The organism is Enterococcus sp. DIV1304_2 (genome assembly GCF_050555445.1).
In the GTDB taxonomy this organism is placed as follows: domain Bacteria; phylum Bacillota; class Bacilli; order Lactobacillales; family Enterococcaceae; genus Enterococcus_B; species Enterococcus_B pernyi.
The window spans coordinates 138,254-154,660 of the sequence record NZ_CP187851.1; the positions used below are offsets into that span (position 1 = coordinate 138,254).

Annotated in this window: 13 protein-coding genes and 1 pseudogene; 12 read left to right on the plus strand and 2 right to left on the minus strand. The window is 39.6% G+C overall.

Features of this window, described 5'->3' with window-relative positions; all coding sequences use genetic code 11:
- The first annotated feature begins 322 nt into the window (after positions 1-322).
- The 9 genes from IGJ14_RS00710 (at position 323) to IGJ14_RS00750 (ending at position 10,625) form a co-directional block, all read left to right on the plus strand.
- Complete coding sequence (locus IGJ14_RS00710; RefSeq protein ID WP_019723417.1) at positions 323-1,120, plus strand: formate/nitrite transporter family protein; 798 nt, start codon at positions 323-325, stop codon at positions 1,118-1,120.
- 33 nt (positions 1,121-1,153) lie between these two features.
- Positions 1,154-1,786 (plus strand): DNA alkylation repair protein, encoded by a 633-nt coding sequence (locus IGJ14_RS00715; RefSeq protein ID WP_019723418.1) that lies wholly within the window; start codon positions 1,154-1,156, stop codon positions 1,784-1,786.
- Positions 1,787-1,800: 14 nt separating this feature from the next.
- Positions 1,801-2,574, plus strand: coding sequence for a Cof-type HAD-IIB family hydrolase (locus tag IGJ14_RS00720; RefSeq protein ID WP_019723419.1), 774 nt, complete (start codon positions 1,801-1,803; stop codon positions 2,572-2,574).
- A 424-nt stretch (positions 2,575-2,998) separates the two neighbouring features.
- Entirely contained in the window at positions 2,999-3,796 is a 798-nt protein-coding gene (locus IGJ14_RS00725) for a TIGR00282 family metallophosphoesterase (protein WP_023518925.1), read from the plus strand.
- 15 nt (positions 3,797-3,811) lie between these two features.
- Positions 3,812-4,186: a YlbF family regulator gene (locus IGJ14_RS00730; protein ID WP_019723770.1), complete on the plus strand. Its 375-nt coding sequence runs from the start codon at positions 3,812-3,814 to the stop codon at positions 4,184-4,186.
- A gap of 13 nt (positions 4,187-4,199) precedes the next feature.
- Positions 4,200-6,788 carry a DNA mismatch repair protein MutS gene (mutS, locus tag IGJ14_RS00735; RefSeq protein ID WP_374952894.1) on the plus strand — a complete coding sequence of 863 codons (2,589 nt, stop codon included), beginning with the start codon at positions 4,200-4,202 and terminating at the stop codon, positions 6,786-6,788.
- A gap of 17 nt (positions 6,789-6,805) precedes the next feature.
- On the plus strand, positions 6,806-8,914 hold the full coding sequence (mutL, locus tag IGJ14_RS00740; RefSeq protein WP_430608149.1) for a DNA mismatch repair endonuclease MutL: 2,109 nt from the start codon (positions 6,806-6,808) through the stop codon (positions 8,912-8,914).
- 28 nt (positions 8,915-8,942) lie between these two features.
- Positions 8,943-9,506, plus strand: a complete 564-nt coding sequence (locus IGJ14_RS00745; RefSeq protein WP_019723773.1) for a Maf family protein — start codon at positions 8,943-8,945, stop codon at positions 9,504-9,506.
- 174 nt (positions 9,507-9,680) lie between these two features.
- A complete protein-coding gene (locus tag IGJ14_RS00750) occupies positions 9,681-10,625 on the plus strand; it encodes a tocopherol cyclase family protein (RefSeq protein WP_019723774.1) in 945 nt (314 codons plus the stop codon).
- Between the two features lie 123 nt (positions 10,626-10,748).
- Here the strand turns inward: IGJ14_RS00750 and msrB are convergent, their stop codons facing one another.
- Together msrB and treR are read right to left on the minus strand one after the other, a co-directional pair.
- The gene (gene msrB / locus IGJ14_RS00755; RefSeq protein ID WP_010734395.1) at positions 10,749-11,195 is read right to left on the minus strand and encodes a peptide-methionine (R)-S-oxide reductase MsrB; all 447 of its coding nucleotides are present in this window, start codon (positions 11,193-11,195) and stop codon (positions 10,749-10,751) included.
- Positions 11,196-11,584: 389 nt separating this feature from the next.
- On the minus strand, positions 11,585-12,298 hold the full coding sequence (gene treR / locus IGJ14_RS00760; protein ID WP_019724170.1) for a trehalose operon repressor: 714 nt from the start codon (positions 12,296-12,298) through the stop codon (positions 11,585-11,587).
- A gap of 232 nt (positions 12,299-12,530) precedes the next feature.
- Between treR and treP the strand changes: the two genes are divergently transcribed.
- The 3 genes and pseudogenes from treP (at position 12,531) to IGJ14_RS00775 (ending at position 16,333) form a co-directional block, all read left to right on the plus strand.
- Positions 12,531-14,510: a PTS system trehalose-specific EIIBC component gene (treP, locus tag IGJ14_RS00765; protein WP_019724171.1), complete on the plus strand. Its 1,980-nt coding sequence runs from the start codon at positions 12,531-12,533 to the stop codon at positions 14,508-14,510.
- A gap of 233 nt (positions 14,511-14,743) precedes the next feature.
- Positions 14,744-15,234 (plus strand): annotated as a pseudogene (locus IGJ14_RS00770) (MerR family transcriptional regulator).
- Positions 15,197-16,333 (plus strand): RNA-guided endonuclease InsQ/TnpB family protein, encoded by a 1,137-nt coding sequence (locus tag IGJ14_RS00775; RefSeq protein ID WP_195339472.1) that lies wholly within the window; start codon positions 15,197-15,199, stop codon positions 16,331-16,333. The pseudogene IGJ14_RS00770 and the gene IGJ14_RS00775 overlap by 38 nt, the downstream one beginning before the upstream one ends.
- Positions 16,334-16,407 lie beyond the last annotated feature (74 nt).

Below are 16,407 nucleotides of genomic sequence, written 5' to 3' on the forward strand. Positions count from 1 at the left end.
AAAATTTCCTCCAATAGATAACTATATTTTTTGGAGTAAAATAATCCGTTAAAAAATTCATAATCGTATAGTTTGTTCTTCAATCTTCACCTTTGCAGCCGCGGTTACGCAATTGAACCCGAAGCGGGGCAACAAACTAGGGACGAGTTATTATTTTTCTGCTGCATTATTTTACACGAATTACAGTATAAGCGATATGACCTATCAATGTCAAGAGAATAAGTAGCAAAAAAGCTTTACAAACCCCAGTTCTGTCTATAGAATAAGAGGGTATATGCCAAAAGCATGAAAATAATTGAACAAATCTTAAAGGAGAAAAGAGATGAACCCAGTATCACCGTTGTTTGAAAAGATTGAGGCATCAATCGAAAAGAAAGTTGATTTGATCGGAAATAGTTACGCCCGGTATGCCGTGCGTGCTTTATTAGCCAGTTTGTTCTTGACACTTGGAACTGCTGTTGCTTTTTCGATTGCGATCAAAGGTGAGCATATTGCTCATGGATTTGGAAAGATACTTTATGCGTTTATGTTTAGTTGGTCGTTAGTCATGATTTTATACATGAATGCTGAACTTGGTACCTCAAATATGCTTTATATGTCAGTTGGGGTCCAACGTAAGCGATTAAAATTAGGACTAGCTGCAAAAATTCTGTTTACTTGTATTTTATTTAACTTGATCGGTGGGGTATTATTTGGCTTTTTAGTTTCTTTGACTACACCATTCCAAGATCTGCCGATGGATAATTATATGCTAGAGTCGATCGCAGTCAAATTGACGAAACCGACAATGACAATTTTAGTGGAAGCAATGTTTGCCAACATTGTAGTAAATACAGCGGTATTGATCAGTATGAGAATGAAAGATGATGCGGGGAAAGTCTTAGCAATTGTTTTCATTATTTTCATTTTTGCTTTTTTAGGCTATGAACACGTTATTGCCAACTTCCCGGCATTTACATTAGCTTATTTTGTTTCAGGTGGACAGATGGATGCGATGACTGTTGGTAATGTGATCCACAATCTATCCTTTGCGTTGATTGGGAATTACGTTGGTGGTGGTTTAGTCATTGGTTTAGGTTATGCATGGTTGAATCAATCAAAATCATCCTATGTTGACTAGTTCGTTCCTTTAAAAATCGAAGGAGGCCATCCCTTGGAGACAATTGTTTTTCCGAATAATAAAGAAAAAGCTCAGCAGATGGAAGCTTACATGAAGCATCATTTCCGATTTGCAGGAGTTCCTAAGCCAGAAAGAGCGTTACTACAAAAGGCTCTTTTAAAAGAAAGCCAGAAGATACCTATTTCAGACTTACTTTTATTAGTAAAAGATTATTATATGCAGGAAGAACGTGAGTATCAGTATTTAGCGATCGATTTAGTCCAAAAGAACGTCAAACGCCTTTCTTTTGATAACTTAGTATGGTTACTTGAGCTTGTCTCACAGAAGGAATGGTGGGACAGTATCGATTCTTGGCAAAAAGTCTACAGCACGTGGGGAAAACTTCACCAAGAAGTTGAGGCGGTTTTCAAATTATTTGAAGGTCAAGAAGACTTTTGGTTAAGACGAATTGCGATCACCCTGCAAATAGGGTTTAAAGAACAGACAGATGTCGCTCTACTCGAACGAGCGATTGATGCAGATCGTTCAACAAAGGAATTTTTTATTCAAAAGGCTATTGGTTGGGCGTTGCGGGACTATAGCAAAACAAATCCACTTTGGGTAAAAGAACAATTGACAAAAGAATTAAGCAAGCTTGCAACGAGAGAAGCAAGTAAGTATTTATAGAGAGGCGAGATAGAATGACACGCAAATTAATTGCTTTTGATATCGACGGCACGTTGTTAGACTCCAACAAACAGGCGTTGGATAGTACAAGGGAAGCCTTGGAAAAACTACGTAAAGATGGACATTTAGTGACGATTGCTACAGGGCGTAGTCGCTTTCACGCACAAGAAGTTATCCGTGATCTAGCATTTAGCAATTATATTCTATGTAACGGTGCAGCCGGATTTTTGGATCATGAACAAGTCTATAAAAATTTGCTGGATCAAGAACAATTACACCAATTTATTCAAGAAGCGCAAGAAAAGGATATTGATACTGCGTTCGTTAGTTTAGATTCAATCAAACGCTTTTCATCTAACCGTATTGAAGTAATGGAAGATGCGATGCATTCATTTGGTGCGCATTTACCAGAATTAGATGAATTTTTCGTGGAAAAACAGGATGTGTATCAAGCATTAGCTTTCTTTGATCATTCCTATGATCAACAATTCAGTCCCTACGATCGTATCCGTTTTGTTCGTTGGCATGAGAACAGTGTAGATATCGTACCGCATGATGGTTCAAAAGCGGTAACGATTATGAATCTAGCCAATCAAGTAGGAATTGCCCCAGAAGACGTCATCAGTTTTGGTGATGGACAAAATGATCGTGAAATGCTGCGTATGTCTGGGATTGGCGTCGCAATGGGCAATGCAGTACCAGAAGTCCAAGCGGAAGCAAAAATGGTCACGGACACGAATGATCAAGATGGTATTTGGAAAGCTTTGAAAGAATTAGCTTTGATTTAGGTTGAAGATATACTTAAGCAACAATTTTAATTAAAAAGAGGGCATTCAACAGGATTTTTCTGATTGAATGCCCTCTGTGTTTATTTGGTTTCAGAGTTTCAAATACATTAATGAGCGTTTTCTTATTCTGGAGGTGATATCATGGGAGACATCGTCGTATACGTCGTTTTGGTTTTTAAATTTCTGCTTTGGTTCATGCTCTTCATAGGGTTAGCATTATCTATTGTTTACTTAGTAAAAAAAATAAAAAAATAAATTTTGATCAATTTACATAGTTAGAGAATAAAGTTATAAAAATCTGTTGCTAGCTAGTTCCAAATTACCTTTCCTAATATTCTAGAAAAGAGCTTCTTTTACAACCTCTTTCCTTTCTTTACTAAAACACTTATAATATAAGATACGTTAGAAGAGAAGAGGAAATCGTGTGCGGGTATTGTTTATTGGTGATGTAGTAGGTGCGATGGGTAGAGAAATGATCACAGAATATCTCCCTCGCTTGAAGAAAAAATATCGTCCACAAATGACGATCGTGAATGGTGAGAATGCGGCTTCAGGTCGTGGGATCACAGAGAAAATTTATAAGAAGTTTCTGCAAGATGGCGTAGATGTCGTGACGATGGGGAATCATACGTGGGACAATCGTGATATTTTTGAATTTATCGATGATGCGAAAAAAATGGTTCGTCCAGCAAATTTTCCAGAAGGAACGCCTGGGCAAGGAATCGTTTTTGTCAAAGTCAATCAATTGGAACTGGCGGTCATCAATATGCAAGCTCGTTCATTTATGGTTGATTTAGATGATCCATTTCGTAAAATGACCGAGTTAGTCGAAGAAGCTCGGAAAAGAACACCGATCATTTTTGTTGATTTTCATGGAGAAACGACGAGTGAAAAACAAGCAATGGGCTGGTTTTTAGATGGAAAAGTATCTGCTGTAGTCGGTACACACACGCACGTTCAAACGAACGATGCACGAATCTTACCACAAGGAACGGCGTATTTGACGGATGTCGGTATGACGGGTCCATATGATGGGATTTTAGGGATGCGCCGTGAACCAGTCATTGAAAAATTTTTAACGGCTTTACCAAAGCGTTTTGAAGTGGTGGAACAAGGTCGAGGGCTTTTAAGTGGTTGTATCTTGGACATCGACGACCAGACGGGACAGGCAAAAGATATCCAATTGATCCAAATCAACGATGACCGCCCTTACAGAGAATAGAAAGCGAGAGGGAATGTGCAGGACAAAACGACGATCCAATTAGAAGTCGACCAATTGGCGACTCTTTTAAAGAAGAATGAAACGATCAAACGTTATCAAGAATTGGAACATAAAGTGAAACATAGTCGTTACTTGAATCAACAAACAGAAGCATTGAAGCAAGCGCAAAAAGATGCAGTACAATATGCGCATTATGGGCAAAAAGAAGCAGAAAAAGAAGCGATCAAACGGATCGAAGTCTTGACGCAATCTATCGACGAATATCCTTTAGTGATCGCTTACCGCCGTCAATTGATGGAAGCAAATGAGTTATTGCAACACTTGACTCAAATGATCCAAAATGAAATCAATGAGTATATAGAGGAGGAGCATAATGCCTCAAAAAACTAAGAACACTCCAATGATGGAACAATATCTAAGCATCAAGGCACAATACCAAGATGCTTTTTTGTTCTATCGTCTCGGAGATTTTTATGAATTATTTTATGAAGATGCTGTCAAAGCAGCACAAATCTTAGAACTGACATTAACCAGCCGAAATCGCAATGCAGATGATCCAATCCCAATGTGTGGTGTCCCGCATCATTCGGCGCAAGGATATATCGATAGCTTGATCGAAAAAGGATACAAAGTGGCGATTTGTGAACAAGTCGAAGATCCTAAAACGACCAAGGGAATGGTTAAACGCGAAGTCGTGCAATTAGTGACTCCAGGAACAGTGATGGATAGTAAAGGACTATCAGCCAAAGACAACAATTTCCTGACGGCGGTGGTCAATCAAGGTTCCGCTTTTGGGTTTGCTTATGCCGATTTGAGTACAGGCGAATTAAAAACAGCCCGCTTACTTGACGAAGAAGCTGTCTTGAACGAAACTTCCGCGTTACAAACAAAAGAATTGATTCTAGGAACAGAGATCAGTGAAACGTTATATGAACAACTAAGCACAAGACTTGGCTTAGTCTTCTCAAAACAAGAAAGTGTAGAAGAAAATGCAGAATTCAATTTTCTAACGAGTGAGTTGACGGATGAATTAGAAAAGGAAGCGACTGGGAAGTTACTTACTTATTTAGCAGTCACCCAAAAAAGAAGTTTGGCACATATCCAAAAAGCGGTCGAATACCAACCAGATCATTTCTTGAAGATGGATTATTATTCTAAATTCAATTTAGAATTAAGCCAGTCGATCCGTACTGGAAAAAAACACGGCACGCTTCTGTGGTTATTAGATGAAACCAAAACTGCGATGGGGGGACGTCTGCTAAAACAATGGCTTGATCGTCCGCTGATCCAATCCCATCAAATCAATGCTCGGCAAGAAATGGTGGCATCGCTGATCAATAGTTATTTTGAACGTCTTGATTTACAGAGTGCGTTGACGAAAGTCTATGATTTAGAACGTTTAGCTGGACGTGTCGCATTTGGTAACGTCAATGGTCGAGATTTGATCCAGTTAAAAACATCATTGCAGCAAGTACCGATGATTCGCGGGTTGATTGAAGGCATCGATCAAGGGCAATGGACAGAGTTATTAACAGATATGCAGCCAATGGATTCATTAGTGGAACTGATCGAACAAGCGATCCAAGAGGATGCACCTTTGCAAATCACTGAAGGAAACGTCATCAAAGATGGCTTCAATGAACAGCTAGACACCTATCGTTCTGCGATGAGAAATGGCAAACAGTGGTTAGCAGAATTAGAAGCGCGCGAACGCCAAAGTACAGGGATCAAAAATTTAAAAGTTGGGTTTAATCGAGTGTTTGGTTACTATATTGAAATCACGAAAGCGAATTTGATGAATGCTGAACTGGAAAAATATGAACGTAAACAAACCTTAGCCAATGCAGAACGATTTATCACACCTGAATTAAAAGAATTAGAAACACAGATTCTAGAAGCGGAAGAAAAATCAGTAGATCTAGAATACCAACTCTTTTTAGCTGTTAGAGAAGAAGTGAAAAAAGCAATCCAGTCATTGCAAACCTTAGCAAAATCATTGAGTACTGTAGATGTCTTACAAAGTTTTGCGACGATCAGTGAACGTTATCAGTACGTTCGTCCAGAATTGACCAACCAAAAGACACTAGTCATCGAAGAAGGACGTCATCCGGTGGTAGAAAAAGTGTTGGGGCATCAAGAATATATTCCGAATAGTGTGATCATGTCGGAAGAAGAGATGATCTTGTTGATCACTGGGCCAAATATGTCTGGTAAAAGTACGTATATGCGTCAGTTGGCATTGACGGTCTTGATGGCTCAGATGGGCTGTTTTGTTCCTGCACAAAAAGCAGTGTTGCCGATTTTTGATCGAATCTTTACTCGAATCGGTGCAAGTGATGATTTGATTGCAGGACAAAGTACTTTTATGGTAGAAATGATGGAAGCCAACCAAGCGTTGCGCCATGCGACACCGAACAGTTTGATTTTATTTGATGAACTCGGTCGAGGAACAGCCACTTACGATGGTATGGCATTAGCACAAGCTATCATTGAGTATATCCATCAACACGTTAAAGCCAAGACATTGTTTTCTACGCACTATCATGAGTTGACAGTGCTTGATACGGAATTGCCGCAATTGAAAAATGTCCATGTTGGTGCAGTCGAAAAAGATGGCGACGTCGTGTTTTTACACAAGATGATGGACGGTCCAGCAGACAAAAGTTACGGGATCCATGTAGCTAAGATTGCGGGACTGCCAGATGAATTATTGACACGTGCATCTGCGATCTTAGCCTTTTTAGAGTCAGGGGAGACGACACATCATGTCTCTGCTCTTGAAGCATCTGTCACGAAAAAACGTGACTATTCAATGACACCAACAGATCAAGAAACGCATCATGTCAACGAAGAGAGTCAACAATTGTCCTTATTTGGCGAAGTGACGGAAGCTGAAACTCAGGTCATTTCTTCGTTGAAACAATTGAATCTCTTAGAAATGACCCCAATGGATGCGTTGAATAAATTGTACGAACTGCAAAAACAATTATAGGAAGAAGGTGCTGATCGATGGCGAAGATCCAAGAATTATCCGAACGCTTGGCCAATCAAATCGCCGCAGGAGAAGTTGTTGAACGACCTGCTTCTGTGGTGAAAGAACTTGTTGAAAATGCCATTGATGCCCATAGCTCTCAAATCTATATTCTCGTAGAAGAAGCCGGTTTACGAAAAATCCAAATCATCGATAATGGTGAAGGAATCTTAGCAGAAGACGTTGAAAATGCGTTCAAACGTCACGCGACGAGTAAAATCCATAACCGTGATGACTTGTTCCGTATTCGGACATTAGGGTTCCGAGGGGAAGCTCTTCCTAGTATTGCTTCTGTCTCTGAATTGACGATCGAGACAGCTAATCATGATGAAACACAAGGGACCTATCTTGAATTAAAAGGTGGGGAAGTGTTGACACATCGCCCTGCTCCATTGAGACAAGGTACGAAAATCACAGTGAGCAATTTGTTTTTTAACACGCCTGCACGGTTAAAATACGTCAAGACATTACAAACGGAATTGGCAAATATAGGCGATATCGTCAATCGACTAGCGTTGAGCCATCCCGACATCGCTTTTCGCTTAGTCCATGATGGCAACAAGATGTTAGCAACAGCTGGCAACGGAGATTTGAAACAAACGATTGCCGGAATCTATGGTTTGGCGACAGCGAAAAAAATGTTGAAGGTTGAAGCAAACGATCTAGATTTTGAAGTTTCTGGTTACATTTCTTTACCAGAAGTCACTCGTGCGAGTCGTAATTATCTTTCAACGATCATCAACGGTCGTTTTATCAAGAACTTTTCCTTGAACAAAGCAATCGTGGCAGGTTATGGTTCTAAACTGATGGTTGGTCGTTTTCCAATCGCTGTTTTAGAAGTCAAAATGGACCCGTTGCTTGTCGATGTGAATGTTCATCCAACGAAGCAAGAAGTTCGTCTATCGAAGGAAAAAGAATTGACTGAATTGATTGCACAAGCGATTCAACAAGCACTAAGTCAAGAAAATCTGATTCCTAGTGCAGCAGACAATTTGCGCTTCAAGAAAAAAATTGCCGATCAACCTAAAACAGAACAAATCGAAATCGATCTTTCTTATGCGTTTGAGGAACCACCAAAGAAACCGCAAAGTTTAAATTTCGATCGCCAGACAGGTACATTTTACGTGGAAGAAAATCCACAAAAACCAGCCTACCCTGTTGATAAGTCTGTGGAAAATGTTGAAAACTCTTCTGTTTTTTCTGAAGATACACTGAATTATCCAGAAAAAGAGGAAAAAACGGTGGATAACTCTGGTGAAAGTGTTGATAACTTTGTAGAAAAACCAGTGGATAACTTTCAACAAAATCATTTATCCACTGTTGATAACTACTCAGTACAAGAAGAACGAACAGCATCAGTAGAAGAGAAAAGCATAGAGGAAGAACCAAGATTTGAGCAAGAAGAAACCAAGTTGCATCCCGAGTTTGACATGAGTCAAGATAGCCGAATGTTGGAGAAAGCAATCAGTAAAGTCGAGCAGGAAGTACCAACACAACGCTTCCCACATCTTGAATATTTTGGCCAAATGCATGGAACCTATCTATTTGCTCAAAGCAATGAAGGCTTATACATCATTGACCAACATGCTGCGCAAGAGCGGATCAAATATGAATATTTCCGTGAAAAAATCGGCGATGTTTCAGATGATTTGCAAGAATTACTCGTGCCTTTTGTTTTAGACTATCCTAATAGTGATGCAATCAAGTTAAAAGAGAAGAAAGAACTATTGGAAGAGGCAGGCATTTATCTGGAAGAATTTGGTCAGAATAGTTTTATCGTGCGAGCGCATCCGACATGGTATCCAAGTGGGGAAGAAGAATCGATCATTCAAGGGATGATCGACATGTTATTGACAACGGGTGAAGTGAGTGTGAAGAAATTCAGAGAAGCCACAGCAATCATGATGAGCTGTAAACGCTCGATCAAAGCGAATCACTACTTGAACGAAGCACAAGCGAGGGTCTTATTAAAAGACTTAGCAAAATGTGAGAATCCATTCAACTGTCCTCATGGTCGTCCGGTATTGATCCACTTTACGAATTCCGACATGGAACGAATGTTTAAACGAATCCAAGATCCGCATTGATCCGCGAGATTCGGAAAGGAAGTTTTTGATGAAAATAGTATTGGCTTCACAGTCGCCTAGAAGAAAAGAATTACTCGAAAGATTAGTGCCAGAATTCTCGATCCAACCGGCAGATATTGATGAAACGCCTAAGCCAAAAGAAGACCCAGTTGCTTATGTTCAACGAATGGCAGCAGAAAAAGCAGCTGCTGTACAAAATAATGAAGAAACGTTAGTCATTGCTAGTGATACTACCGTAGTTCTAGGAAACGAAATCCTTGGTAAACCGGAGGATGATGAAGAGGCAAAACGGATGTTACGCAACTTCAGTGGTACGACACACGACGTCTACACAGCCGTCGTAATAACTGATGGGACGCAAGAAGAGTGCATCCTTTCCCAAGCATCAGTCACTTTTTATGAATTGACCGATGAAGAGATCGAGCGCTATCTAGCAACTGGCGATCACCGTGATAAAGCTGGGGCGTACGGCATTCAAAGTTACGCAGGGGCTTTCGTAGAGTCGATTTCTGGCGATTACTATAGTATTGTCGGCTTTCCGATCGGCGCAGTCAATCAGGCGTTGAAAAAATGGCCAGATCTTTTGTCCTAAAATCGTGGACATCTGTATCTAGGTGAATGAAATCAAAAACACATGATCCGAGTAGCAAGAAACGGATCATGTGTTTTTTCTGGTTACATTAGTTCATGACCTAGAGTCAAGCGTATCGGCTATAAGCTATAAAAAAACATGGTAAACTTAATCTAGCTGAAGGGAGTGGACGAAGTGATTACAACGGATAAGTTTTATCATGGTGAAACGAAAAAAGCGCCGTTCTTTGAAGGTTGGTATTTTAAGCATCAAATCGGCGATGAAGTCTACGCATTTATTCCGGGTTACTCCATTGGAGAACAAGGAGAAAAGTGCCCGTTTATCCAAGTGATCAATCATGAGTCTTCGGAAGTCTTTCATTTTGATCGTGAAGTCTTCATGGCAAGCGAAGATCGTTTATTTGTGAAAATCGGTGAGAATACATTTAGTGAGGAAGGAATCACACTAGCTTTACGTAGCCCCTCATTGACGATTGAAGGAACGATTTCTTATGGAGAGTTTACTCCGTTAAAAAGGAGTCGCTATGCCCCGAGTATCATGGGACCTTTCTCTTATTTATCTTTTATGGAATGCTATCACGGAATTTTAAGCATGAAGCATTCGTTAGAAGGAACGTTGAGTTGGAACGGTCAATTGATTGATTTTACAAATGGAATCGGATATTTAGAAAAGGACTGGGGAAGTTCCTTTCCCGCAACCTATTTATGGGTCCAATGCAATCAGTTTAGCGATTCGGATGCTCGCTTTTTCTTTTCCGCAGCAGAGATCCCGTTTTTAGGTTTTCGTTTTTTAGGAATCATTTCGGTTTTGCAAGTCGGTGGGGAAGAATATCGCTTATCCACCTATGATGGTGCCAAAATTTCGGAGATTTTCCGTGAAGAGGAGCATCTGATCATTCGAATACAGCAAAAAAATATTGAACTAGAAATGCAAGTGTTAGCAAAAGAAGGGCATGCGTTGATGGCGCCACAACAAGGTCAAATGAGTCGGATCATCCGTGAAAAAGCGAGTACAGAGATGACCTTGATTGTCCGAGAAAACAAGCAAGAAATCTTTCATCAAAAGGGGAAGGCTGCTGGTTTTGAAGAAGTGGGCAATCTCCATGGGCACGAGTATTAAGGATCTTGATCATATAAAAGTTATAGCGCACCTTCAAAAATAAGCCTGAACCTCAAGAAATTAGAACAATTTCCGGAGGTTCAGGCTTATTTTTCGGAGCGATGTGATTTTATCACATTCGACTTATTCGACAATTGATTTATATTCACTGTAACCAGCAGCATCCATTTCTTCATAAGGGATAAACTTCAAGGCAGCAGAGTTGATGCAATAGCGTAAGCCACCTTTATCTGCGGGTCCATCATTAAAAACATGTCCAAGATGGGAGTCGGCTTCATTACTTCTGACTTCGACTCGGTGCATCCCATGAGAAAAATCCGCTTTTTCTTTGACGTCTTTTCTGCTGATGGGTTGGCTGAAAGCTGGCCAGCCACAGCCTGCATCATATTTCTCTGCAGAACTGAAAAGCGGTTCGCCGCTGACAATATCGACATAGATCCCTTTTTCATAAAAATCGTCGTATTCTCCAGTAAATGGACGTTCTGTCGCATTTTCTTGTGTCACTGCATAAGAAATCGGAGATAATGTTTCTTTTAAGTCCTCTTTGTTTGTGTCGGTTGGTTTACTCATTGATACAGCCCCCTTTGTCTCCTAATCATACTGCCATCTGAAATAGAAGCAAACAATCTGCTTTAAGTAGGGAGGATAGCCTAGAAATTTAGCGGAAATTTAACGAACAGGTTTTACTTGCTACCTAATTACGTTGAGCTACTGGGCTTTTTCACAACCTAGATAAACGGTGTTCAAGAAGCAACACTTCGGTCATAAGCCAAAAAAATCAAAAATGAAACAGCCATTTTCGATTTTTCTGTCTTCTGCCTTAGTGTTAATCGCTTCTTTCACAACCTAGATAAACGGTGTTCGAAAGCCAACTCCTTCAATAGTAAGTCAAAACGTGAAAAAATATGAGAAGCTATTTTCTCACGTTCCGTCTTACTACTCGGAGCTGAACGGCTTTCTCACAACCTTCTTCTTCGTGCAAATTCCACGAACCGGAATTTGTCGAGGCGGTGGATCGATTCAGTGTATTCGAAGCATTCAGTATTTTCTAAATAAACGAGGCCACGGACAATTACGACATAAGGATCGTCATGGAGGTCCATCGACTCTGAAATACTGGCATCGATTGGTTCGACAGTGATTTCTTTTTGGGCATAGGCAATGGAGAGAGCTAGCTCATTTTCAAAGTATTCATAAATCGAATTGGCTGCTTGTTCCTTGGTTAAAGTAGGTACGGTTTCTTTTAATAAATAATCCCGATCTAAAATCACGACTTCGCCATTGATTTTTCTTTGGCGGACTAAATGCCAGACAGGTGTATTGACTGCCCAGCCAGTTACTTTGTGTAATTCGTTGTCGACTACAGTTTCTTCAAGTGTTTTTACGATCGTTTCACTCGGGATATGTTGATTTTCTTGAAGTTCCTTATAACTTGTTAGTCCAGCAATCGGGAAATCAAAACGATTTCGGTCTAAAACGATCGATCCTTTTCCTTGTTTCTTTTGAATATATCCTTCTGTCGTCAATAGATTAAGTGCTTTACGAATTGTTTCCCGTGAAACACCATAAATTTTGATCAATTGATTTTCACTGGGGAGTAAAGTATGAGGAGGATACTCTTTATCTAAGATTTTCTTTTCTAAGTCTAAAAAAATTTCATTAAATTTATTCATCGGTCCTCTCCTTTAGGCAATCGTTCGTTCTTCGCTTATAAACTATACTACAGCTATATGGAGATTTCAAACTGGATGTGGATAGAAGGAAGATGTTTCTACAACAAGGATAATAACGATTACAAGTTATTTATGTTTTTAGCATAAAACGCTTGCAATTTGTTGAGAAAAACATTATAGTGTGAGTACAAAGCAACTTGTATAAACAAGTCAAATGAAAGGGGTTTATGTTATGGGGAAATATCAAGCAGATGCCGAGAAGCTGTTAAAGGGAGTCGGCGGGAAAGAAAATATTGCTGCGGTCAGCCATTGTGCGACACGTATGCGCTTTGTTTTAAATGACCCTGCAAAAGCAAATGAAGCTGAGATCGAAGAGATTGACAGTGTAAAAGGAATGTTTACCAATGCCGGTCAATTCCAAGTGATCATCGGCAATGATGTCTCAACATTTTATAACGACTTTGTTGCGGTATCAGGAGTTGAAGGCGTTTCAAAAGAACAAAGTAAAGCTGCTGCAAAACAGAATCTTAATCCGTTGCAACGAGCAATTGCAGTTCTAGCTGAAATCTTCACACCATTGATTCCAGCAATCATTGTTGGGGGATTGATTTTAGGGTTCCGTAACGTATTGGAAGGCATTCAGTTCGAGAGTTTAGGTGGAACGATTGCAGAAAGTTCAACATTCTGGAATGGTGTGAATTCATTCTTATGGCTACCTGGGGAAGCGATTTTCCATTTCCTACCTGTAGGGATCACTTGGAGTATTGCAAAGAAAATGGGAACGACACAGATTTTAGGAATTGTTTTAGGGATTACTTTGGTTTCACCGCAATTATTAAATGCCTATAGTGTCGCTTCAACTGCCGCTGCAGATATCCCATTTTGGGACTTTGGCTTTGCACAAGTACAAATGATTGGTTACCAAGCGCAAGTCATTCCAGCGATGCTTGCCGGGTTCTTACTTGCTTATTTAGAGATTTTCTTCCGTAAGTATATCCCACAATCGATCTCAATGATTTTTGTCCCACTGTTTTCACTATTACCAACTGTTATCGCGGCTAATGTAGTGTTAGGTCCAGTCGGTTGGGCAATCGGTAACTGGATTTCATCAATCGTGAATACTGGCTTGACTTCATCGATCAGCTGGTTATTCAGTGCGTTATTTGGTTTCTTATATGCACCACTAGTTATTACAGGATTACACCATATGACAAATGCCATCGATATGCAGTTGATTGCTGACTTTGGTTCAACCAATTTATGGCCAATGATCGCATTGTCAAATATTGCACAAGGATCTGCCGTACTTGCAATCATCTTCTTGCATCGCGGCAATAAAAAAGAAGAACAAGTTTCTATTCCAGCGATGATTTCTTGTTATCTAGGAGTAACGGAACCAGCTATGTTTGGGATCAACTTGAAATATGTGTATCCATTTGTAGCTGCAATGATCGGTTCTGGTGTGGCAGGAATGTTTGCGAACTTGATGGATGTTCGAGCAAATGCGATCGGTGTCGGTGGTTTGCCAGGAATCTTAGCAATCCAAGCACAAACGTGGTTACCATTCACGATTGCAATGATCATCGCAATCATCGTACCATTTGGTTTAACTGTAGTATTTAGACGTAAAGGGATCTTGAACAAATTAGATCCAGTCAATCCAGAAGAAGTAAGTGTATTACAAACTGCGGAAGGCGTATCGATTCCTACACAAAACTTTGAAGCCGCAGGAACAACTGCTGTAGCCACTGCCAATGAAGAGTTATTCGCCGTTGCAGACGGAAAAATCAAAGCAATTACAGAAGTGAATGATCCAGTTTTTTCACAAAAAATGATGGGTGAGGGCTATGCGATCGTTCCGGACAATCAAAAAATCTATTCGCCAGTAAATGGTAAAGTAACTAGTGTATTTGAAACAAAACATGCCATCGGTATTCTAAGTGAAACCGGTGTAGAAGTTCTTGTTCACATGGGACTTGATACTGTCGAATTAAAGGGTGCACCATTCAATGTTCTTGTGAAAGAAGGCGATCCGGTCTCGCCAACGACACAACTAGCAGAGATGGATCTCAGTGCCATTGAACAAGCAGGTAAACAAACAGATGTCTTAGTTGTGCTAACGAATACGGACAAAGTGGCTGATTTCTCATTAAGTAAATCAGGCCAAGTACAACATGAAGAAATGATTGGTCAAGCATCTATCAATCGCTAATACACAGAGAAAATATGCTACGAGTTTGGGCCTTTATCAAAGACCTAAGCTCGTAGTTCTGTTTTTGGGAACACTTTTTTTAAATCGCAAAGTATGCTACAATGGATAGAAATATGGGAACGTATGTGTGCGAAAGAAAGAGGGTAACAACAGTTAATTAGTATCTATAATGATCTATAAATCTGTAGTCTTTATTATCGATATGTAGGATGCTCATATTGGGGTAAAAAACGATGGCTATGTACTCAATAGGATAATTTGAAAAACAGAGAGTCGTAACATCACAAACCTTAAGAAACTGGGATAAATAAGGTGAATTGACACCTGCTCATATTTCGCAAGGTGGTACTCGTTATTATTCTGAAGAACAACGAAATCAATTTTTAGGAATTGCTGAAAGAAACCTAAGCGAAAAATTATTGGCTATTGTAGAGGAAGTTCAAACAAAAAGATGACTTAGAACGTCAGATTGAGAATGTAAAAACTTACATGATTGCGCGAGGATATCCGAAGGGTTAAATCAGTTGATCGATTGAATGACCAACGGAGAAATAGAAAAGGTAGTCATTCTATACAAAGACCGGTTCATTCGTTTCGAGTATGAGCTTATTGATAACCTTTGCAATAAATATGGCAGGGAAATCGAGCAAATAAAGCGAAGAAAATGATTAAGGAATTGATGAAAGATGATACGAGCCAAAAAAGTCAGACTACGACCAACTAAAGAGCAAGAAAAAAAACTGTGGCAATCAAGCGGGACAGCTCGCTGGATATTTAACTGGACACTAAAGATGCAAGAAATGAATCATCGATTTGGCGGAAAATTTATCGTCAACAATCATTTACGAAAGCATATTACTAAAATCAAAAAGCGTCCTAAGTATGCTTGGCTGAACGATGTTTCCAATAACATTGCGAAACAGGCAGTAAAAGATGCTTGCGATGCCTATAAAAAATGGTTTGGTGGTAGGATAGGAAAAAGTCGTTTAAAGGTTGAAAAGCCACGGTTCAAGTTAAGAAAGAAGACGAAACCAGCTTTTTATAATGACAACATCAAGCTGAAAGTGAAAACAAAATCAGTTTTACTTGAAAAAATCGGTTGGGTAAAAACCAACGAACAAATCCCAAGGAATACAAAGTATTTTAATCCACGAGTTAGTTTTGATGGAAAGTATTGGTATCTTTCAGTTGGAATTGATAAAGAGCAACCATTACAGCACTTAACAGGTGAGACACTGGGGATTGACCTTGGTATCAAAGACTTAGCGACTGTTTCTAATGGAAGAGTCTACAAAAATATTAATAAAACAAAAAAAGTGAAAAAGATTGAGAAACGACTACGTCGGTTACAGCGTACAGTTTCTCGAAAATATGAAATGAATAAGGAGGGAAACCGATTTGTCAAAACGTGTAACATCTATAAATTAGAAAAGGAAATCCGGTATATACATCGAAGACTAGCGAATATTCGTCAGAACTACATCCATCAAACAACGACAGAGATCGTGAAAACCAAGCCATCGAAAATCGTTGTCGAGACATTGAATGTAAGAGGAATGATGAAGAATAAGCATCTAGCGAAATCAGTCGCACAACAAAAGTTCTATGAGTTCAAACGCCAACTACAGTATAAATGTGAAGATTACGGCATTGAATTAGTAGAGGCGGATCGATTCTATCCAAGCTCCAAACTATGCCATGAATGTGGGCATAAGAAAGTAGATTTGAAATTGTCTGACCGCACCTATCATTGTGAAGAATGCGGTTATACAGCGGATAGAGATTATCATGCAAGTTTAAATTTAGCTAGTTATATTGCTTGATCGATGAGCTTCTACTGAAACGAAAAACGTAGATATGTAGGATTCGTTGTATCCGAATTGACGCCTGTGGAGTG

Coding starts and splice junctions, on each gene's coding strand:
- mutL (WP_430608149.1), top strand. CDS start 6,806: ATGGCGAAGATCCAAGAATTATCCGAACGCTTGGCCAATCAAATCGCC.
- treP (WP_019724171.1), top strand. CDS start 12,531: ATGGGGAAATATCAAGCAGATGCCGAGAAGCTGTTAAAGGGAGTCGGC.
- mutS (WP_374952894.1), top strand. CDS start 4,200: ATGGAACAATATCTAAGCATCAAGGCACAATACCAAGATGCTTTTTTG.
- IGJ14_RS00720 (WP_019723419.1), top strand. CDS start 1,801: ATGACACGCAAATTAATTGCTTTTGATATCGACGGCACGTTGTTAGAC.
- IGJ14_RS00745 (WP_019723773.1), top strand. CDS start 8,943: ATGAAAATAGTATTGGCTTCACAGTCGCCTAGAAGAAAAGAATTACTC.
- IGJ14_RS00775 (WP_195339472.1), top strand. CDS start 15,197: ATGATACGAGCCAAAAAAGTCAGACTACGACCAACTAAAGAGCAAGAA.
- msrB (WP_010734395.1), bottom strand. CDS start 11,195: ATGAGTAAACCAACCGACACAAACAAAGAGGACTTAAAAGAAACATTA.
- treR (WP_019724170.1), bottom strand. CDS start 12,298: ATGAATAAATTTAATGAAATTTTTTTAGACTTAGAAAAGAAAATCTTA.
- IGJ14_RS00710 (WP_019723417.1), top strand. CDS start 323: ATGAACCCAGTATCACCGTTGTTTGAAAAGATTGAGGCATCAATCGAA.